This is a genomic window from Anabaena sp. UHCC 0399 (assembly GCF_034931465.1).
In the GTDB taxonomy this organism is placed as follows: Bacteria; Cyanobacteriota; Cyanobacteriia; order Cyanobacteriales; family Nostocaceae; genus Trichormus; species Trichormus minutissimus.
Map to the genome: position 1 here is coordinate 12,920 of NZ_JAYGGZ010000025.1, position 21,964 is coordinate 34,883.

The window sequence follows — 21,964 nt, forward strand, 5'->3', positions numbered from 1 at the left end:
TACTTACCAGCCTTTATCTGCTTGTTCCAGGACGTAAGCTGCTACATCTTCAATTTGGTCAGGCTTTAAACGACCATTAAAAGCAGGCATGGCATTTTTACCCTTTGTTACTTGAGCAATAATCGCCTCTGCTGAGTACATACCGAACTGTTCCAAGGCATCTTTCTTCAAGGTTTTATTAGCTTGCACCAGATTCTTACCACCTGCATGACAGGAAGCACAGTTAGCACTAAAGACTTTTGCTCCATTTACACTGTCAGCAGCCAAAGCGGAATTACTGAAGGCAAAAGTGAAGATTGCTATGCCTAACAGTAAGATTGAAAAAATTTTCTTCATTTTGTGTTCTCTCTGCAACAAAGGCTTATTCAGCCCAATATCTTCCTATATAATTTTCAGGCGACTGAATTACCTGCGTCAAAAGACGGTCTGTCAAACTTCATGATTCTTTAGCTGCTAACTGGCTAATTGCTAACTCTGTGACGCGGCAAATTCTCCATTCGTCTAAAATCGATGCTCCCATGCTTCGGTAAAATGCCTGCGCTGACTCATTCCAGTCAAGAACACTCCACTCTAACCTGCCGCAATCTCTTTCCACAGCAATTTGAGCTAATTTTATCAGCAGTGCTTTGCCAATGCCTTGCCGCCGATACTCTGGTAAAACAAACAAGTCTTCAAGATAAAGCCCTGGTTTAGTCAAAAAGGTTGAGTAATTATGAAAAAATAGCGCAAAACCTACAGCTTTACCTGAGTATTCGGCTAATATTGCCTCTACATACTTTCGTGAGCCAAATAAATGCTCCTGTAATGCGGAAACATCGCCAGTTACAGCATGAGATAGTTTTTCGTACTCCGCTAGCCCTTGAATTAAGCCAAATAGTGCTTTGCTATCATCAGGTTCAGCAAAACGCACAATTAAATCACCATGTACAGTCATGAGTCTATGGTCAATAGTCCATAGTCATTAGTCCATAGTCAACACTCAATAGTCAACACTCAACAGTCATTAGTTTTTCTCCCCCTGCTCCCTGCTCCCTGCCCCGTGCCTTCAAATCAGCCAGCCCTTGAGACGTTTAGCTATATGAGGGCGGCGTAATTTCCGCATAGCTTTACTTTGAATTTGGCGCACTCGTTCACGGGAGAGATTGAACATATTACCCACTTCTTCTAGGGTGCAGGGTTCGCTACTTGTCAAACCATAGCGGAGAGAAATCACATCTTTTTCCCGTGGGGTAAGAACATCTCCTAAAACCTCCCAAATCTCCTGACGCATCATGTTTTCATTCATTTTTGCTTCAGGAGACAAGTTGTCTTCATCTTCTAATAAATCCATCAGTTCCGTGTCTTCTTCTTTACCGACACGGTGGTTGAGAGAAAGTGCTTGTCTTCTTAACTGTTGCAGTTGGCGCAGTTGTTGGACACTGATTTCCAACGCTTCAGCCATTTCTGCTTCGGAGGGGTTGCGGCGGAGTTTTTGCTTGAGTTCCCGTTGGGCTTTTTTGAGTTTATTAAGTTTTTCTACGATGTGGATGGGTAGACGGATAGTTCTGGCATCATTAGCGATCGCTCTGGTAATGGCTTGTCTAATCCACCAATAAGCGTAGGTAGAAAATTTATATCCTTTATCGGGATCAAATTTTTCTGTCGCCCGATTTAAACCCATTGCCCCTTCTTGGATTAAATCTAGAAAAGGAACTCCCCGATTTAAATATCTCTTCGCAATTGATACTACTAATCTCAAGTTCGAGCGAATCATTTTCCGCTTGGCAACTCGACCTTGATATAAACGATGTTCTAGCTGCTTTTCTGTAACTTCTAATCGTGCAGCTATTTGCGCTTTGGTAGGTTGCTCTGCTAATTCTAATTGCAGAGCATCTTGTAAATCTTTGACGTCTTCTAAAAATTTGACTCGCCTAGCTAACTCTACCTCTTCATCAGGTTTGAGTAATGGGTAGCGTGCCATTTCTTTAAAAAATGCACCTACAGCATCATCATGCTCGGTTTTATTATACCCAGAAGGACGAGCAGCTGCCATTTGATCCCCATCCCGCTCATCTGACTCCAGATGTTCTACGGTTGGGACTTCTTCTTCTATGACTAGTTCCAAACTGTCAAGATTTTCTTCTGCCTGTTCAACAGTATTCTCAAGTATTTCCATTGTTCCCAATTCAGCAATATTCATAGTTTCCTTGAGGGATTGTTGCTTGGTTTGGTACATAATTTAATGGCAGCTGTTCACTAATAATAATTGACAGTTCCCTAAGTATGAATGCACCTGTTTAATCTCAAAACCCAGCCTGATGCGAATTTATTGATAGAAGTTAAAATTAATTTTTAATTGACAGTTATTTGTTGCCACTAACTTGAACTTCTCCATCATATTAGTTTTGCACCCAAATTTTATTTTCTTCAGTCACAACATATATACACTTATTGTTTTATTAATTTCCGAATCTGTCAAACCCCTTAAACCTTTATCAATTTGCACAATTTAGATAAAATACCGTTAGATATCACAGAATTTGAACTTTTGTAAATGTTTTGGGTGTTTAATTGAGATTTATGAAATTAATCGTCGTAGTTGTGGGTTTGGAGTTATCAGGTGACGATAAAAATTATTAATGCTAATAATCAGGCAATTTACTATTTCCAAAAAAATGTTTGTATAAAAGCATCTCATATATAGAAAGGATTGAATATCTATCAACGGGCTGAAAAACGCTATTCCCTATTTAGTAAATAGATAAACTATTTCGGAAATCTTCAGGGATATAGTTTGATTTTTTATAGTAGACTTCAAATATTTATTGCACGTATGGGTGAGTTCAATTTGTCTAGTAGATTACATAAGAGGAAACTTATCAAGTATTATGGGTGATAAAAGTATTGTGAAATACAATTTACTTCGACAGGAGGAAAATTTTATATTTGGCGATTTCAGCGAATTTTGCTGTTCTAGTTCACACAAATAAGAATATTTATCTTTACATTTTAGACATTATGTATATTAACAACGTAAATTCACATAATTTGGTGGTTCATGAGACTACGGACTTTTACCGAACATCAACTAATAGAAATCGCTACGTCGAAGTCTTAGTAGATTGTCCAGGGAATACAGGACTGTTTACTTACCGTTTACCAGCCCAACTAGAAATTCAACCAGGAGACATATTAAGTGTACCTTTTGGCGCACAACAATTAGGCGCGATCGCAGTTAGATTATTGAGCCAACCCAACATTGATATACCACTAGAAAAAATCCGGGAAGTAGAAGATGTAGTCAGTTCGGCTTTTTTTAGCAGTGCTTATTGGGAATTGTTAAATAAAGTAGCATCATATTACTATACACCTTTAATTCAAGTGATACGAGTGGCATTACCACCTGGATTATTAGGGCGATCGCAACGTCGTATCCGGTTAATTATCAAACAAAAAGACCTATTAACTTCTACTGCTTTTTTGAGTCCAACAGCGCAGCAAATTCTTAAACTTTTGCAGGCTCAATCAGCAGGGGATTATAGTTTCGCTTATTTACAACAAAAAGTCAAATCTGCCTATCGGGGAGTGAGGGAATTGCTGCGAATTGGTTTAGTAGAAAGCTATTTAGAACCTCCGCGCACAACTCGACCAAAAAGACAAAAAGCAGTGATATTAATTGACACCATAGAGAGAGATATAACCACGCGACAGAGAGAAATTTTAGAAGTATTGCGAAAACGTGGCGGTGAGTTGTGGCAAAGTGAATTATTGCAAATTACTAACGCCAGTTCCTCTGTCCTCAAGACGATGGAACAAAAAGGTTACATTGTTATAGAAGAACGGGAAATATTACGAAGAGAACAAGGTCAAGCATTAGCTTTAGATACATCAAAATCATTAAATCTAGCCCAAGCCAATGCCTTAGAAACCATTCAACAGCTAGAGGGATTTCATCAAGTCTTGTTGCATGGAATCACAGGTTCAGGCAAAACAGAAGTATATTTGCAAGCGATCGCCCCTCTGATCAAGCAGGGTAAATCAGCATTAGTTTTAGTCCCAGAAATTGGACTCACACCCCAACTCACAGATCGGTTTCGCGCCCGCTTTGGGAGTAGAATCAGCGTCTATCACAGCGCACTCTCCGAAGGCGAACGTTACGACACCTGGAGACAAATGCTTACCGGCGAGCCGCAAATTATCATCGGCACACGTAGTGCCATTTTTGCACCCTTACCCAACCTAGGTTTAATCATCCTCGACGAAGAACACGACTCCAGCTTTAAACAAGACTCACCCATCCCCACCTACCACGCCCGCACCGTCGCTCAATGGCGGGCAGAATTGGAAAATTGCCCCCTAGTATTAGGTTCAGCAACACCTTCCTTAGAGAGTTGGGTGAATGTGGGGGGAGACGAGGCAGGGGGCAGGGGGCAGGGAGCAGGGGAAGCAGGGGAAATTTTACCCCAATCCTCATTCCCTCACTCCCTCACTCCCTCACTCAGCACTCAGCACTCACAACTCAGCACTCATTACCTCTCCCTCCCCGAACGCATCAATTCCCGCCCCTTACCACCAATAGAAATAGTGGATATGCGGCAAGAACTGCAAGACGGGAATCGTTCTATATTTAGTAGGTCGCTACAACAAGCTTTAGAAAAACTACAACAGACAAAACAACAGGGGATTTTATTTATCCATCGCCGGGGACACAGCACCTTTGTCTCTTGTCGTAGCTGTGGTTATGTTTTGGAATGTCCCCATTGTGATGTGTCCTTGTCTTACCACCAAACCGAAGTAGGCGCACCACAACTGCTACGCTGTCATTATTGTAATTATGTGCGATCGCATCCTCAAAACTGCCCTGAATGTATGTCCCCTTACCTGAAATTCTTTGGTAGCGGGACTCAGCGAGTCACCCAAGAATTAAGCCGACAGTTCCCAGACTTGACTTACATCCGTTTTGATAGCGATACCACCCGCACCAAAGGCGCACATCGTACCCTACTGACTCGGTTTGCGAACGGCGAAGCAAATTTACTAGTGGGGACACAAATGCTTACCAAAGGCTTAGATTTACCCCAAGTGACATTAGTGGGGGTAGTTTCGGCTGATGGCTTGCTGCACCTGTCAGATTATCGCGCCAGCGAACGAGCCTTTCAAACCTTGACTCAAGTAGCTGGACGTGCCGGCAGAGGTGACGATCGCGGTAGAGTAATTATGCAAACTTACACCCCAGAACATCCCGTCATTGAAGCAGTCAGGAATCACGACTATCATTCATTCGTGCAAGCCGAACTAGAACAACGGCAAGACCTCAATTATCCACCCACAGGCAGATTAATCTTATTGCGCTTGAGTAGCCTTGATCCCATCCAAGTCCAGAATACAGCCCAAATCATCGCCACAGCTTTAACAGCGAAGGCAGGATTTGAAATATTAGGGCCAGCACCAGCTAGTGTGATGCGCGTCGCCAACCGTTTTCGCTGGCAAATATTACTCAAATTCGACTCAGAAGCCTTACCCCAATTACCCGACTGGGAGGCAGTGCGATCGCTCTGTTGTGATAGCGTTAGCTTAACAATAGATGTAGACCCGTTAAATATCATATGATTCCTCTGTGTCTCCGTGTCTCGGTGGTTAAAAATCTCTTAATTTCACCACAGAGACACAGAGGCACAGAGTAAAAATGAAATTAATTTAAGTGTTCTTGATGGAAACTTTAAACATCTACTACAAAATCATCAAGACAGCAAACTGTAACTACCGCTAAATGAATGAGGTGGTGTGAAATATTGCCAAATTGCTCACACTCCTCTAGACAAGTAGGTTATTTTTTATCTCTAAGAATTAGACAGTATTGGCTAAAAATTGAGTACAAAATAAATGGGACAAGGTTTATTACAAATTGGTTTAACGCTGTGTATTGTGATAGCAATCACACCCCTTTTAGGTAAATACATAGCTCGCGTGTTCCTTGGCGAAAGGACATTATTAGATCGTTTAATGAATCCGATAGAACGCAGCTTCTACGTTCTTGCTGGTATTCGCCCAAAAGATGAAATGACGGGTTGGCAGTATGTGCGAGCGATACTATACACTAACCTGTGCATGGGTATTCTTGTATATTCACTGATATATTTTCAGAGGTTGTTACCTTGGAATCCCAATGGCTTTGCTGCTCCTAGTTGGGATATCCTACTGCATACTGTAGTTTCATTTGTCACAAGTACCGACCAGCAACACTATACTCCTGAGACAACCCTGAGTTACTTTTCCCAAGTTGCAGCGTTAGGATTTTTGATGTTTACCTCAGCTGCTACGGGGATAGCAGTAGGTATTGCCTTTATTCGGGGACTCACAGGCAAAAAACTGGGGAATTTTTACGTTGATCTGATCCGTGCCGTTACTAGAATATTATTGCCTATTTCAGTGATTGGTGCGATCGCCTTAGTTTTATTAGGTGTACCGCAAACATTACAACCACCGTTAGAACTCACCACCCTAGAGGGAGGTACTCAATACATAGCCAGAGGGCCAGTAGCCTCCTGGGAAATGATCAAAATGTTGGGTGAAAACGGCGGTGGTTTCTTTACTGCTAACTCCGCTCATCCCTTTGAAAATCCCAACAGTGCTTCTAACTTGCTCGAAATCATCGCCATGATTGCGATCCCCGCCGCCATGATTTATGCCTATGGCGTATTCGCCGAAAACATGAAACAGGCTTGGCTATTATTTTGGATGGTATTTGTAGTATTTGTAATTCTAATTTGGGTAGCCGCCGGGGGAGAACTACAAGGCAATCCCATCGTAAATGGGACGTTGGGTGTAGATCAACCAAATTTAGAAGGGAAAGAATTAAGATTTGGTTGGGCAGAGACAGCATTATGGGCAGTCACAACAACCGCTACCATGACAGGTGCAGTCAACGGAATGCACGATTCCTTAATGCCATCAGGAATATTTGCGACATTATTTAACTTATTCCTGCAAATTATCTGGGGTGGGCAAGGTACGGGAACAGCTTATCTATTTGTTTATCTAATTCTCACCGTATTTTTAACCGGCTTGATGGTGGGACGTACCCCAGAAATTTTTGGACGCAAAATCGAAAAACGCGAAATCGTCCTTGCCAGCGTCGTCTTACTGATTCACCCCATATTAATCTTAATTCCCAGCGCGATCGCCCTCGCCTATCCCTTTTCCCTTTCTGGCATTACCAACACAGGCTTTCATGGGATTTCTCAAGTAGTTTATGAGTATGCCTCAGCTAGTGCCAACAATGGTTCTGGCTTAGAAGGACTCACAGATAATAGCCTGTGGTGGAACTTAAGCACCAGCATCACCATCGTCGCCGGACGCTACATTCCGATGGTTGCCGTCTTATTGTTAGCTGATAGTATGTCTCGCAAGCAAACAGTACCCCAAACCCCTGGCACACTCAAAACAGATTCCTTAATATTTACAACAGTTACAGCCGGCATCGTCTTGATTTTGGGAGTGTTAACATTTTTCCCAGTGTTAGCACTAGGCCCTATTGCTGAAGGGTTTAAACTAGCGTCTGGTAGTTAGAAGGGAAGAGGGGAGACTTAAATCAGCTATCAGTCACTTGAAACTGTTCACTGTTAATGCCCAATCCCCAGTTCCCAAGAGTTATTTAATTTTGACTTTTGACTTACCCTCCGGGTTCGCTTTTAGCGTTCTCGTAGAGTAGCCGCTTTCGCGTCTATGACTTTTGACTTGATTTATCCCCAATCCCCAGAATATGAATCCAGTTGCATCTACCGCTAAAACTAAATCTCGCCGTCAAGCCCGCAAAAAAGGCCGAATCAAGACTAGAAACATTTACCTCAGAGCCATCTGGGATGCTTTTATCAAGCTCAACCCCAAATCTGCCATCAGAAACCCCGTGATGTTTTTGGTGTGGATGGGGACACTCATCACCTTAGCCGTCACCATCAATCCCAATCTATTTGGCACAACCCAACAGCAAAACCCCCAACTGTTCAACGGCATTTTAACAGGGCTGTTATTCTTCACCGTTTGGTTTGCTAACTTCGCTGAAGCCTTAGCAGAAGGAAGAGGTAAAGCCCAAGCCGATACTTTACGTTCCACTAAATCAGAAACCCTAGCAAGAAAACTCTCCCCCGATGGCACAATCTCGGAAGTTCCTTCCCCTAGTCTCAGACAAGGCGACACCATTTATCTAGTCGCTGGAGATACCATTCCCGCCGATGGGGAAGTAATTATGGGTGTGGCTTCAGTGGATGAATCAGCCATCACTGGGGAATCTGCACCAGTTCTGAAAGAATCAGGCTCAGATATCGCTAGTTCTGTGACTGGTGGTACACGCATCCTCTCCGATGAATTAATTATCCGCGTCACCGCCGATCCCGGTAAAGGCTTTATTGACCGGATGATTGCCCTCGTTGAAGGGGCAGAACGCATCAAAACCCCCAATGAAATCGCCCTGACGGTATTATTAGCGGTTTTGAGCTTGGTGTTTCTGTTGGTTGTCGTTACCTTACCAGCCTTTGCTTTCTATGCCGATAGTCCCGTCAGCGTCTCCATTTTAGTCGCCTTACTAGTAGCTTTAATCCCCACCACCATCGGCGGCTTACTCAGTGCCATCGGCATCGCTGGTATGGATAGAGTTGCTCAATTTAACGTCATTGCCACATCAGGTAGGGCAGTAGAAGCCTGCGGTGATATTAACACCCTAGTTCTCGATAAAACCGGCACAATTACCCTAGGGAATCGCTTGGCGGAAGAGTTTATCCCCATTAACGGTCATGCAATGGAGGAGATTGCAAGTGTCGCTTGGGTTGCTAGTGTCTTTGATGACACCCCTGAAGGTAAATCCATTACCCGCCTCGCCGAAAAGTTAGGGGCAAGATTTGATTTCGACTTCAACCAAGCCCAAGGAGTCGAATTTTCTGCTAAAACCCGCATGAGTGGAACTAATTTACCAGGGGGAAGGGAAGCACGGAAAGGAGCAGTAGGAGCAATTAAAGGATTTGTCCGTTCTCGGAATGGTCAAAGTACACCCGAATTAGATACTGCTTACGAAAAAGTATCCCAACAGGGAGGTACACCTTTGGCTGTGTGCTTAGATCATGAAATCTATGGCGTTGTCTATCTTAAAGATATTGTTAAACCAGGCATCCGCGATCGCTTTGAGCAATTACGCCGCATGGGTGTACGTACCATCATGCTCACAGGTGATAACCACATTACTGCATCTGTGATTGCCCAAGAAGCAGGCGTTGATGAATTCATCGCCGAAGCCACACCAGAAGACAAAATCAGTGTGATTCAACGGGAACAAGCCCAAGGCAAACTCGTAGCCATGACAGGAGATGGGACTAACGACGCGCCAGCCCTCGCTCAAGCTAATGTTGGTGTAGCTATGAATACGGGTACGCAAGCTGCCAAAGAAGCCGCCAACATGGTAGATTTGGACTCCGATCCCACTAAATTAATTGATATTGTCAGCATTGGTAAACAACTGCTAATTACACGGGGAGCGTTGACAACCTTTTCCATTGCTAATGATATTGCTAAATATTTTGCAATTCTCCCAGTTATCTTTATGGGGGCTAATCTGCGAAGTCTCAATATTATGAATTTGACCAGTACCAACTCGGCGATACTATCAGCATTGATTTACAACGCCTTGATCATTCCCGCTTTAATTCCCTTAGCCTTAAAAGGTGTCAAGTTTAGACCTCTTACAGCTAACGAATTGCTACAACGCAACATCTTGATTTATGGCTTAGGCGGAGTGATTGCACCATTCATTGCCATTAAATTGATAGATATGCTAATTACCTTGATGGGACTGGCCTAACAAGGTAAAACGCAAAAGTCAGAAGTCATAAAAAATTTTTATTTCTTTGGGCGGTTATAGAGTTAGAAAGTATGAAAAAAGAAATTAATAGCTTTAACCAGTTTAAATCATTAGTGAAAGATGATAAACCTGGTGGCTAAAGCCTTGTAATTCTTCCCAATAAATCAAAATAGCTGGAAAATTTTATATGTCGTTTATTCGAGAAATTATCAGAGCAATTCGTATTACCCTGGTACTGTGGTTAATCACAGCAATCATTTATCCCCTGGGAATTTTAGTAATTGGTCAAGGTTTATTTCCCTCTCAAGCTAATGGTAGTATCATGCAAAGTATAGAGGCTCAACCAATAGGTTCAGCCTTAATTGGTCAGGTCTTTATCTCAGATAAATATTTTCATGGTCGTCCTAGTACAGTCAGATACTCTCAAGGTCGAAAAGCCAGACCCATTGGTATATCTGGTGCTAGCAATCTTGCTCCTGGCAATCCAGAATTAATCAACAGAATCATCGAAACAGCTAATCAACTACGAGATGAAAATGTTCAACCTTGGGCTGAATTAATCTACACTTCTGGCTCTGGATTAGATCCCCATATTTCCGTCAATGCCGCTAGACAACAGTTAGAAAGAGTTGCCCGCGCCCGTGATGTGAAAGAAAATGAAATTCTACCTCTAATTAATAAATATACTGATGGCAGATTTTTAGGTATTTTTGGTGAACCCGGAGTCAATGTTTTGAGGTTAAATTATGCTCTTGATCTTCAAGACATTAATCGTCAAAATCGCTCGTAGTTTTTTCCTTGCAGCTCACCCATAAATTTAGAATTACGAATTACATTAGCGTAGCGGGGTACAGCCCATTACAAATTATTTATGTATGCAGCACGTAAGGGCAAACACAAAATCTTTATAGGTATGGCCCCCGGAGTGGGTAAAACTTACCGAATGCTAGAAGAAGCCCAAGCACTTAAGCAGGAAGGTATTGATGTAGCGATCGCGCTTTTGGAAACCCACGGACGGAAAGAGACAGCAGATAAAGCAGAGGGGCTAGAGATTATACCGCGCCAGCAAATTGTGCGGGGAGATTTGACACTCACAGAAATGAATACTGATGCTATTTTAAAGCGATCGCCTCAGCTAGCCTTAATTGATGAACTCGCCCATACTAATGTCCCCGGTTCACCACGCGCCAAACGTTACGAAGATGTAGAAGTCATCTTGGCAGCAGGTATTGATGTCTACTCCACCATGAATGTACAACACTTAGAAAGCCTCAATGATGTAGTAGCACGAATTACTGGTGTAGTAGTTAGAGAACGTGTACCCGATCGCATCCTAGAAGCAGCAGATGAAATTGTAGTAGTAGATGTCACGCCAGAAACTTTACAGGAACGGTTATTGGAAGGCAAAATTTATGAGCCAGCCAAAATTCAACAATCACTCAATAACTTTTTTCAACGGCGAAATTTAATTGCCCTGCGGGAGTTGGCTTTACGCGAAGTAGCCGACAATGTAGAAGAAGATGCGATCGCTACTACTCCCAACGGACAATTCTGTAATATTCATGAGCGAGTCTTGGTGTGTGTATCGACTTATCCCAACTCAGTACAATTATTACGTCGGGGAGCTAGACTAGCCGGTTACATGAATGCACCTTTATATGTTTTATTTGTAGCCGATCCAGACCGCTTTCTCACCAAAGAGGAAAGCTTACATATCGATACCTGCGAAAAGTTGTGTAGAGAATTTGCAGGCACTTTTATGCGTGTGACTAATAGTAACGTAGCCAATGCGATCGCCCAAGTCACAGAGAAACACCATATAACTCAAATCGTCATCGGTGAAAGTCAGCGATCGCGTTGGCAAATTCTCCTCAAAGGGTCTTTAACTCAAAAATTAGTGCGCTTACTCAAAAATATCGATTTACACATCATTGCTAGTGAGAAAATATCTAAATAATCTACATCATTCGTGAGAGCCGAGAAACCAGGGTTCTGATGTGATATAAATAAAAATTATCTCCAGACACTTAAAAGTATCGTGGAGAGATAATCATGAGTATTTTTAGTTAAATAATGTCTCAGTCCTAGCCAAGTTTACAAGCAATATAATCTATGCTCAATTTGGCTAATCTCTCGTAGTTTCAATTAAGACTACTTAGCATTTTGTAACTTTTGTTTGCGGCGTTGTTGTAGCACCATACCACCCACAGCTAGCATCCCTAAGATTGCGCCAGGTTCAGGTGTAGATTGGGGGTTAGGATTAAACTTACCAGTACCAAGGTGAAATGTGTGGTTGTCACTTTCAAATCCACCGCCTCCAACTTGGGAAAGTCTAATTTCGTCAAAGTTGTCTAGTGCGCTGTCAGAGAAAAACTCAAAGAAGCCATTCTTTTGGTCATTCATGTTTATGCCCACAACCGTCGCAATATTGTTCAACTGGTTGTAGTCCCATTTAGCAACTGTGACTCCTCCCTTGAGTAATTCAAAAGTATTGCCAGTGCTTAAAGCACCTGCATCAAGACCAAAATAGTTGAAAACGCCACCATTCTTGGCTGTGATACTTACAGAGCTATTTTGAAAAACTGCTAAATATTTGCTCTGATTTATCTCTCCCTGAACACCAGCAGGCGCCCATTGATCATTAAAAATACCTGTGCTTCCAGGACTTGTAGCATAGCCACCTCCAGAAAAGGTGTATTTTACTAGATCGTTACCTTTAAATGTTTGGTCTGTTACACCATTAAAATCAATAGTTGTAAAGTTGCTATTATTAACATTTTCAGAGAAAGCACCTTGATTAGTTACGCCTGGTGTGCGGTAAGCCCCAGCAGTGTAGGTCAAGCTAATAGCATGGGCAGAACCAGCGTAGGCAAGAGGAGCGATCGCAGATGCAGAAAGAGCAGCAGCACAAGCAATTTTTTTGATAAACATATTTTCGAGTTGCCTTGAAGGTTGTTTGTATAAGTAAATTGTGTAACTAATTCGTAATAGAAACTAGGATGTAATTACTAGATTTGGAATAATAGATTCAATGTGTAAAACCGTGATATTTTGTATCTGTTTTAAATGAAAATATAGTATAATTACATAAGAAATATATGGGTAATATTGGTTTTGTGGAACAAGTGTAAACTTCCCATGAAATCACTATTAGTCCTTAAAGTATTGTCTTTTAGCTAGCCTTGAAGTTAAAGAACAGATGAAAACTAAAGCTATTGATAGATGGAAACTACTCAGGAGTGTTGAACATCCTTCAAAGCTGAATAATGACAGCAATTGAAGCAACTATTTTTTGACATGGGCAATGGCATCAACTAAACTACTACACGATGGCGGAAAGCAGGAATAAAATACTATTCAAAATCAGTAAAAAGCCTACAGCGCAGGTATTTTATCTTTTGCCTTTTACTTTTTATATTTTTATAAGAGCCTTTGTTTATGCACCAGACTGGACAAACTACTGCCCCTACCCGCGTGATTGGTTTAATCAGTGGTACATCTGTAGATGGTATAGATGCCGCTTTGGTAGAAATTTCCGGTACAGATTTGGATCTGCAAGTTGAGTTAATAGCCGGAGAAACCTATCCTTACCCTGGGGAACTGCGAGAAAAAATCTTGGCGGTTTGTGCTGGTGTAGCTATGTCAATGGCAGAATTAGCAGAATTAGATGATGCGATCGCCAAAAGTTTTGCCCAAGCTGCCCAGAATATTCAAACAAACCACCAGCCAGCTACTTTGATTGGTTCTCATGGTCAAACTGTATATCATCGACCGCCTGAAAGTAAGGGAGCAGGAAAACTGTCTCTTGGTTACAGCTTACAATTGGGTCGTGGTGATTTGATTGCCCACCTGACGGGAATTACGACTGTTAGCAACTTTCGCGTAGCTGATATTGCTATTGGTGGTCACGGTGCGCCCCTTGTACCCAGAGTAGATGCGTTTTTACTCAGTCACCCCCAAGAAGGACGTTGCATTCAAAACGTCGGCGGTATTGGAAATGTGGCATATATCCCGCCCCGTCGTGACGACTGGTTAAATAAAATTCGTGGTTGGGATACGGGCCCAGGAAATAGTTTGCTAGATTTAGCAGTGCAGCAATTAACGGATGGTGCTAAAACCTACGATGACGGGGGTAAATGGGCAGCTAGCGGTAATCCCTGCGATCCCTTGGTGGAACAATGGTTATCTCACGAATATTTTCATCTACACCCACCAAAATCTACAGGTCGGGAGTTATTTGGTGTAGATTACCTGCATCAGTGTTTTCAAGATGCTGCACCATATCAACTAACTCCAGCTGATATGCTGGCAACATTAACAGAACTAACTGCGGCTTCCATTGCGCACAGTTACCACACCTTTTTACCAGAAATGCCCAACCGCGTCTTTTTATGTGGCGGCGGTAGTCGGAATCTTTATTTGCAACAACGTTTGCAGTTATTATTGGGAGAAATACCAGTTTTAACCACTGATGACGTAGGTTTAAATGCCAATTTTAAAGAAGCGATCGCCTTTGCTGTTTTAGCCTACTGGCGACAATTGCATCTCCCTGGAAACTTACCTGCTGCAACAGGCGCACCCTGCGAAGTCTTGTTAGGAGAAGTTCATAGCTGAAATGCTTCCATCCCCTTGTCTCTTCTGCTTGCTGCCTCTAAAATTGTGGGTGAAATGGACATCATGTATTATGCAAGCTGTTTACCCTATATATATAGTTACTGAGAAAGAGGGGACGGAGATATGAGGGTTTGGTTGGCTTGCTTTTTGGTATTATTTGCTTTAGCAGAACTGTTTGACTGGTTAAAAGGATTGTCTCTACCATTACCTATCTATATTTTGGGTGGTGCTTTCTTAGCGGTTGCTTCTAACTATGAAAAGATTATTGGATCTTATTTTAGTGATGGAAGTGAACAGTCTCAGATAAAGTCCTTTGCTCCATCTACTGATGCAATCCCTCTAACACCAGCTAATCAAGTTGTAGATGCTCAACAGGAGGAGATAGTTTGAAGCTGGGGTAGAAAAACAGCGATCGCAGTTCCGCAGGAAAGGCGGGGCTGATCATCGTTGCTCTTAGCCAGTAACTTGCTAAATTAAATACAGTTAGCTTATGTGACTTTACGCTCACCCCAATTCAGGCTACTTTCCCAACGCCGTGATTAGTGGAATATTAAACAGACTCAAAAGTGCGTTCATCAAAGATAAAAGTTACCGTGACACCAGTTTTAATCAGCACTGGTGGCAAATAATTTTGGTGACTACTCTAGGGGTTACGACTTTAGTTTGGGTCAGTCGGGAATTGAAATGGTTGCAGTCTTGGGAGTTGAAAGCCTATGATCAGATGTTGCGATCGCGTCCTGTAGAACCACCAGATCCACGCATATTAGTAGTAACAATTACCGAAGAAGATTTAGCCCAAGAAAAATGGCCTCTGTCAGATGCCACTATTAACAAACTCTTAGTCAAATTAGAATCTCATCAACCCCGTGTCATTGCTTTAAATATTTACCGCCCGACGCAAAACAATTTAGCCAATGGTTTAGAAAATCCTCACAATATTATTGGCACTTGCTTGTTTAGCAGTATGGATAGGTCGGAAATTCCAGCCCCAGCCAATTTACCACCTGAGAATATTGGTTATAACGATTTAATTCCTGACAGTCAGGAAGACCAAATTATTCGCCGTGCTTTATTATTTTCTGAGCCAACAGACAAAAATTGTGCTACACAATTTTCATTTGCTGCTTTAGCAGCAATTAACTATCTCGAACAAGCTGATATTAATGTCGATTTTATTGAACCCCAGAATTTCCATCTCGGCAAAACTATCTTCCCCATTCTCTCAGCTAATTCCGGTAGTTACCAAGATATCAATGCGCGTGGTTATCAAATCCTCCTAAATTACCGCCATCCCAACAACTTGGCTCAAACAGTTACTCTCACTCAAGTTCTGAACAATCAAGTTAACCCCAATTGGGTCAAAGATAAACTAGTAATTATTGGTACAACAGCCGCCAGTGTTCATCCTGGGTTATATACACCCTACACTGCCTCATCTAAGCAACCAACTAGAACACCTGCGGTTTTTATCCACACCCAGATAGCCAGTCAACTCCTCAGCACAGTCTTGGATGAACGACCCCTAATTTGGTATTGGCCTAACTGGGTAGAACTAATTTGGCTTGGGAGTTGGTCATTAGTGGGGAGCGTGTTGGGATGGCGACTGCGACATCCTTTGTTATTGGTAGGAGTGGGAGGTACAGCCTTAGTTAGTTTGGTAGGGATATGTGCTGGTTTGTTTCTCCAAGCTGGATGGCTTCCCCTGATTCCTCCAGTTTTAGCTTTAGTTATGAGTAGCGTGAGTGTCATGAGCTACACAACCTATAGAACACAGCAGCAAACCAAGGTCATACTGCTGCAAGTGGAACAACAACAAGCAGCAATTGAGCAGTTAAATATGCTCTTACAAGAAACTCAAGTAACTACAGCTACTACAGCACTTCATGACCTACATTCTCACAAAGATTCAGCTAGTGTCACCCCAGAAAAAAATACTGGCGACTTCTTATTAAGTGATCGTTATCAAATTATTTCAGTGATTGCATCGGGGGGATTTGGTCGCACTTATTTAGCCCAAGATACCCAAAGACCAGGAAACCCTAGTTGTGTCGTGAAACAGTTAATGCCCGCCCGCCGAGATACCAAATTTTTACAAGTTGCTCGCAGGTTATTTAATACTGAAGCAGAGATTTTAGAAGTGTTGGGTAAACATCAACAAATTCCCACACTGTTTGCTTATTTTGAAATAGGTGAAGAATTTTATTTGATAGAAGAATACATTCCTGGACATACATTAAATGAGGAATTACCCCCTACAGAAAATATTAAGAGTGAAGCTTTTGTGATTGCCATGCTCAAAGAAGTTTTAGAAGTTTTGGCATTTATACATGAGCATCGGGTAATTCATCGAGATATTAAACCAACAAATATTATTAGGTCTGCTAAAGATAATCGATTAGTATTAATTGATTTTGGTGCAGTGAAATTAATGCAGCCAGTAAGCAGCGAAGAAACAGAATTAGCTACGGTTGCCATCGGGACGCGGGGATATGCACCGCCAGAGCAATTTGCTGGTCATCCCCGTTTAGCTAGTGATATTTATGCTCTCGGTATGATGGGGATTCAAGCATTAACGGGGATATCACCCCAAGAACTCCAACCAGATCCTGAAACAGGTAATGTGATGTGGAGAGAATCCGCAGAAGTCAGTGCAGAATTAGCAGAAATTTTAGATAAGATGGTGCGCTATCATTTTAGCGATCGCTATCAATCAGCTAATGCTGTATTGCAAGATTTGAAGCAAATTGCTGATTTAATATATTCATAATCTGAATTATTGCTGAGAAAGTGGTGAAAACTATCTTGCAAATTCCCTGGAAATTTTCAGCCAAGCTTTAAGACTGCATCACTTAAGACTTACTAAGTACCGTAATACTAAAAGCAGTCTACTAAAGCAACTTATACACCTATGCAGCAAGCGTCTCATCCCGCAGTCATCCTGGGTGGTGGCTTCGCTGGGCTGTTCACAGCTTTACACTTAAGCCAGCAAAATTACTCCCATCCGATTATTTTAATTGAACAGCGCGATCGCTTCAGTTTCAAACCCTTATTATATGAACTGTTAAGCGGCGAACTCCACAGCGAGCAAGTTTATCCCCGATACAGAGAACTTTTAGCTGGTAGTAATGTCAACTTTGTACAGGATACACTTCTATCTATTGATCTACACCGACAGCAAGTTAGGTTAGCTTCTGGTAGAAATTTTAACTATAGTAACTTAGTGTTAGCACTGGGGAGCAAAACCACCTACTTTAATACTCCGGGTGCGGCAGAATGTGCGATGCCGTTGACATCTGGGGAACAGGCGATCGCACTCCGCAAACACTTGCGCCACAGACTACATCAAGCCATCCAAACTCAAGACATAGCTCGCCGTCGCTTACTGCTGACTATTGCCATTATTGGAGCAGGGCCAGCTGGGATTGAACTGGCTTGTACCTTAGCCGATTTATTACCCATTTGGTACGACGAATTGGGCGGTGATGCTAGCGAAGTTCGGGTAGTCTTAGTCAACCGTAGCCGAGAAATTCTTAAAGGTGATGTTAATAGCCATTTACGTTGCACAGCCCAACGTGCGCTAAAAAATCGGGTGATTCCTGTAGATTTTTTATTTGATGCGGCTGTCACCCAAATTACAACCAACGGCGTAGAGTACAAACAAAACGAGCAAACAAAGGTTTTACCAGCCGGCACGATCGCTTGGACGGCTGGAACTGCTCCCCATCCTTTATTGATGGAGTTACCTGTCCCCAACAACCGAGGACGGCTACTGGTGACACCAACTTTACAACTTCCAGATTTCCCCGAAGTGTTGGCGGCGGGAGATTGTGCCGCAGATAGCGACAATCCCCAACCACCTACAGCCCAAGTCGCCTATCAACAAGGAATTGCGATCGCGCAAAATCTCAAGCGGATGAGGGAAGGTAGACCCAGTATTCCTGTAGAAATCCAAATGCGCGGGACTTTGATGAAACTGGGACTCAATGAAAGTGTGGCGAACTTATTCAACAAAGTCCAAATCAAAGGACAAGCCGGTCATTTGATTCGCGAAGCAACATATCTACAACTCTTACCCAACTCTACCCATAATCGCAAAGTCACCACCGAATGGTTGACCGAAGAATTATTTCAGCGCGATCGCTCCATCACCCATATGCAACTCGGACAAACCCCGTTTCTGGCTGGAATTGCCACTACTGCGGCGGCACTAATTTTAGCTACCCCTCTCGTTTGGCGTGCTGCTCAACCTACCCAATTTCAACAAAACCTCAGTTGGTCAGGCATACCAACATTACTAAATCACCTTACACCCCCTTCTCGATAAATACTCTCATCTCTCTGCGTCTCTGCGTCTCTGCGTGAAAAAATTTTGATTTTTTGGAATTTAACCATGAAATACCTACTCAACCTCCGCACAGCTTTCATCGTCAATCGCGTCACAATGGGCGTTTTCTTTCTCATCTCCGGTATTGCCAATTACTTAAATTTCAGTGTTCCTAACGGTTTCTACCAAACAGTCCTAACTCAAAAACTACAAATTATTGGCCCGGGAATTCCACCAGGATGGGAAGGTATAGGCCCTTTACCTTGGTTAATCGCTATTCCCTACGGTTGGTTACTACCTTTAGCCGAAATTGTGTTGGGTGCATTGTTTGCGCTTAACTATTGGGTGCGGTGGACAGGGTTATTGCTAATACTCATGACCTTTAGCATCATTTTGGCATTCGGTATTATTCCCGCCGGTACTTTGTTTCCCAATGGCGCAGAAAGTTTTAACAAGAACATCCTATTTATGACTTTGATTTGGATGTGCATTGCTTATGATGCTTACGAACAGAAAATGAGCCGTCGTCGCGCTCAAGCATCGGCTGATTATAGTCTTACTCCATCGGTTGATGATATGTAAAACATCACACGGAAATATAGAAAGTATTACTGTCAACTAAACTCTGGAGAAGATGTTATGACTACTGCACACTACGATTTAATTATTATTGGGACTGGTGCGGGTGGTGGAACGCTGGCTTATAAGCTTGCTCCCACTGGGAAGCGGATTTTAATTCTGGAACGTGGTGCTTTTTTACCTCGTGAAAAAGCTAACTGGGATACGGTGGAAGTAGTACAGAAAGACCGTTATCACACTCATGAAGTTTGGTATGACCACAAGGGAAATTCTATTTATCCTGGTACGGGTTATTTTGTCGGTGGTAATACTAAAGTTTATGGTGGTGCGCTGTTTCGGTGGCGGGAACAAGATTTTGAGCAGGTAATTCATAAAGGGGGAATTTCGCCGGAATGGCCACTGAAATACCGTGATTTTGCACCTTACTATACTGAAGCTGAGAAACTTTACGAAGTACATGGTAAGCGGGGTTTAGATCCCACTGAACCTGCTGCAATAGAAGATTATCCCTATCCGGCTATTCGTCACGAACAGCGTATTCAAGAGCTTCATGACTCACTCAAGGATGAAGGTTATCATCCGTTTTATCTCCCACTGGCGATTAAACTCAATGAAGTAAATCGTCATTTGAGTGCTTGTATTCGTTGCGATACTTGTGATGGTTTTCCTTGCTTGGTAGATGCAAAAGCTGATGCAGATGTGAATTGTGTGCGTCCAGCAGAACAGTATGATCATGTCACTCTGATGACTGAAGCTAGAGTACAACGTCTACATACAAGTGTTTCTGGACGAGAAATTACGGCGGTAGAAGTTGAAATTGATGGAGAAATTTATTTCTTTTCTAGTGATATTGTAGTCGTTTCTTGTGGGGCGATTAATTCAGCTGCTTTATTGTTGCGTTCAGCAAACGAGCAACATCCCAATGGTTTGGCAAATAGTTCTGATCAGGTGGGAAGGAACTTCATGAAGCATCAGAACGGAGCGATGATTGGGGTGAGTTCAAAATCAAATTTGACTACATTTCAAAAAACCTTAGCCATCAATGATTTTTACTGGGGTGATGAAGATTTTGATTATCCAATGGGTCATGTGCAGTTACTAGGTAAAGTAAATGCAGATATGATTGCCCAAGAATCACCATCAATTTTGGGATTATCGTTTAGGGAAAGACATACATTTGAGGCGATCGCTAATCACTCGGTAGACTGGTGGTTAACTGCGGAAGATTTGCCTGATCCCCATAATCGCGTCACACTCCGGGATGATTCTATTCAGTTGCACTACACCGAAAACAACACCGAAGCCTACAATCGTCTAGTCAATCGTTGGACACAGGTATTGAAGAAAATTGGTTGTGGTGAAAGAATTATTCCTGCCTCTTTCTATTTCCGCAAAAAACTACCATTGCAAGGTGTCGCGCATCAGTGCGGTACTTGTCGTTTTGGTGAAGATGCTCAAACTTCTGTCTTAGATATTAATTGCCGCACCCATGACATCGATAATTTATATATTGTCGATGGTAGTTTCTTTCGTTCCAGTGCTGCTGTTAACCCAACTTTGACAATAATTGCTAATGCTTTAAGAGTAGGTGAGCATTTAATTGAACGTATGGGTTAATGTGCATAAAAATATCCAGAATTGTCAGTGACCATCTGTTAAGTCTTGAAATTACACAGTCTGATTATTGACTGTTGACTGTTAACCGTCAGCAGTCAAAAGGGTTAATTTTTTCATAAAATTATATTTGATTACTTTTCAGTATTTTTACTACAACAATATTTCTCTATCACATACTAAAAAGGTAGATACAGGCATAAATGAACAGTTATGAAAATTACTATAAATTTAGCAGCATCTCTCAATGAAATTTGTCGTATTCATTTACAAAATGGAATCATTTCTAGTCATGCACATTCATTAATTGTTAAATCTATTAATGAATTAATTTTATCAGGTATTGTTAAGCAAAGTTTAAAAGTAGGTGATATTGTTCCTAACTTTATTCTACCTAATGCTTTCGGTCAACCAATAGAATTACAAAATCTACTAGCTAGTGGTGCTGTCGTTATTTCCTTTTTTCGAGGTCATTGGTGTCCTTTGTGTAGCTTGGAACTAGAAGCACTCCAGCAAGCATTACCAGCAATCCAGACATTAGGAGCAGCACTAATTGCTATTTCACCTCAGACCCCCCACTATACCACATTAACTGTAGTAAAACAGGAAATAACGTATGAAGTATTGAGCGATCGCCGCAATGATGTCGCGCGTCAGTTTGGGATTGTATTTCAAATCCCGGAGTATTTAAGACCAGTATTTCAAGAGCAAGGCCATGTCTTACCTAAATACAATGGAGATGAATCTTTTGAACTACCAATTCCAGCTACATTTGTAGTTTCTCAAGGGGGAAAAGTCGTGTATGCTTTTGTTGATCCAGATTATACTAAGCGGTTAGATCCAATTGAAATTGTGAGTATTCTGCGAAATATTTCTATGTTTAACAAATCTGATTAAGATTACTCCCGGAGTGCATAAACCACACCACGCACTGTATGCACTAAGCGTTTCTTGTTGTTTTCTTTCAACTTGAGCCGCAAATAATGAATATAAACTTCTATCGCTTT

Annotated in this window: 16 protein-coding genes and 1 pseudogene; 12 read left to right on the top strand and 5 right to left on the bottom strand. The window is 42.0% G+C overall.

The window, feature by feature from the left end; translation table 11 throughout:
• Nucleotides 1-3: 3 nt before the first annotated feature.
• The 3 genes from petJ to VB693_RS14855 form a co-directional block, all read right to left on the bottom strand.
• Nucleotides 4-336: a cytochrome c6 PetJ gene (gene petJ, locus VB693_RS14845; RefSeq protein ID WP_323266933.1), complete on the bottom strand. Its 333-nt coding sequence runs from the start codon at nucleotides 334-336 to the stop codon at nucleotides 4-6.
• Between the two features lie 100 nt (nucleotides 337-436).
• Nucleotides 437-934, bottom strand: coding sequence for a GNAT family N-acetyltransferase (locus tag VB693_RS14850; protein ID WP_190697758.1), 498 nt, complete (start codon nucleotides 932-934; stop codon nucleotides 437-439).
• 111 nt (nucleotides 935-1,045) lie between these two features.
• Nucleotides 1,046-2,215 carry an RpoD/SigA family RNA polymerase sigma factor gene (locus tag VB693_RS14855; RefSeq protein ID WP_323266934.1) on the bottom strand — a complete coding sequence of 390 codons (1,170 nt, stop codon included), beginning with the start codon at nucleotides 2,213-2,215 and terminating at the stop codon, nucleotides 1,046-1,048.
• 782 nt (nucleotides 2,216-2,997) lie between these two features.
• Here VB693_RS14855 and priA point away from each other — a divergent pair.
• The 5 genes from priA to VB693_RS14880 all read left to right on the top strand — a co-directional run bounded on the left by priA (nucleotide 2,998) and on the right by VB693_RS14880 (nucleotide 11,783).
• Nucleotides 2,998-5,589, top strand: coding sequence for a primosomal protein N' (priA, locus tag VB693_RS14860; RefSeq protein WP_323266935.1), 2,592 nt, complete (start codon nucleotides 2,998-3,000; stop codon nucleotides 5,587-5,589).
• A gap of 273 nt (nucleotides 5,590-5,862) precedes the next feature.
• Nucleotides 5,863-7,548, top strand: coding sequence for a potassium-transporting ATPase subunit KdpA (kdpA, locus tag VB693_RS14865; RefSeq protein ID WP_323266936.1), 1,686 nt, complete (start codon nucleotides 5,863-5,865; stop codon nucleotides 7,546-7,548).
• Nucleotides 7,549-7,741: 193 nt separating this feature from the next.
• Nucleotides 7,742-9,826, top strand: a complete 2,085-nt coding sequence (gene kdpB / locus VB693_RS14870; RefSeq protein WP_323266937.1) for a potassium-transporting ATPase subunit KdpB — start codon at nucleotides 7,742-7,744, stop codon at nucleotides 9,824-9,826.
• A 187-nt stretch (nucleotides 9,827-10,013) separates the two neighbouring features.
• A complete protein-coding gene (kdpC, locus tag VB693_RS14875; protein ID WP_323266938.1) occupies nucleotides 10,014-10,616 on the top strand; it encodes a K(+)-transporting ATPase subunit C in 603 nt (200 codons plus the stop codon).
• An 81-nt stretch (nucleotides 10,617-10,697) separates the two neighbouring features.
• The gene (locus VB693_RS14880; RefSeq protein ID WP_323266939.1) at nucleotides 10,698-11,783 is read left to right on the top strand and encodes a sensor protein KdpD; all 1,086 of its coding nucleotides are present in this window, start codon (nucleotides 10,698-10,700) and stop codon (nucleotides 11,781-11,783) included.
• A gap of 194 nt (nucleotides 11,784-11,977) precedes the next feature.
• Here the strand turns inward: VB693_RS14880 and VB693_RS14885 are convergent, their stop codons facing one another.
• Nucleotides 11,978-12,757, bottom strand: coding sequence for a PEP-CTERM sorting domain-containing protein (locus tag VB693_RS14885; protein ID WP_323266940.1), 780 nt, complete (start codon nucleotides 12,755-12,757; stop codon nucleotides 11,978-11,980).
• A gap of 507 nt (nucleotides 12,758-13,264) precedes the next feature.
• Here VB693_RS14885 and VB693_RS14890 point away from each other — a divergent pair.
• From VB693_RS14890 to VB693_RS14920, 7 genes are all read left to right on the top strand, one after another.
• Nucleotides 13,265-14,440: an anhydro-N-acetylmuramic acid kinase gene (locus VB693_RS14890; protein ID WP_323266941.1), complete on the top strand. Its 1,176-nt coding sequence runs from the start codon at nucleotides 13,265-13,267 to the stop codon at nucleotides 14,438-14,440.
• Nucleotides 14,441-14,563: 123 nt separating this feature from the next.
• The gene (locus tag VB693_RS14895; RefSeq protein ID WP_323266942.1) at nucleotides 14,564-14,830 is read left to right on the top strand and encodes a hypothetical protein; all 267 of its coding nucleotides are present in this window, start codon (nucleotides 14,564-14,566) and stop codon (nucleotides 14,828-14,830) included.
• A 145-nt stretch (nucleotides 14,831-14,975) separates the two neighbouring features.
• Nucleotides 14,976-17,207: a CHASE2 domain-containing serine/threonine-protein kinase gene (locus VB693_RS14900; RefSeq protein ID WP_323266943.1), complete on the top strand. Its 2,232-nt coding sequence runs from the start codon at nucleotides 14,976-14,978 to the stop codon at nucleotides 17,205-17,207.
• Nucleotides 17,208-17,348: 141 nt separating this feature from the next.
• Nucleotides 17,349-18,764, top strand: a complete 1,416-nt coding sequence (locus tag VB693_RS14905) for an NAD(P)/FAD-dependent oxidoreductase (protein WP_323266944.1) — start codon at nucleotides 17,349-17,351, stop codon at nucleotides 18,762-18,764.
• Nucleotides 18,765-18,830: 66 nt separating this feature from the next.
• Nucleotides 18,831-19,346 carry a DoxX protein gene (locus tag VB693_RS14910; protein WP_323266945.1) on the top strand — a complete coding sequence of 172 codons (516 nt, stop codon included), beginning with the start codon at nucleotides 18,831-18,833 and terminating at the stop codon, nucleotides 19,344-19,346.
• A 57-nt stretch (nucleotides 19,347-19,403) separates the two neighbouring features.
• Complete coding sequence (locus tag VB693_RS14915; protein ID WP_323266946.1) at nucleotides 19,404-20,960, top strand: GMC family oxidoreductase; 1,557 nt, start codon at nucleotides 19,404-19,406, stop codon at nucleotides 20,958-20,960.
• Nucleotides 20,961-21,170: 210 nt separating this feature from the next.
• Nucleotides 21,171-21,854, top strand: a complete 684-nt coding sequence (locus tag VB693_RS14920; RefSeq protein WP_323266947.1) for a peroxiredoxin-like family protein — start codon at nucleotides 21,171-21,173, stop codon at nucleotides 21,852-21,854.
• 2 nt (nucleotides 21,855-21,856) lie between these two features.
• Here VB693_RS14920 and VB693_RS14925 read toward each other — a convergent pair.
• Nucleotides 21,857-21,961 (bottom strand): annotated as a pseudogene (locus VB693_RS14925) (winged helix-turn-helix domain-containing protein); the annotation flags it as partial.
• Nucleotides 21,962-21,964: the final 3 nt, after the last annotated feature.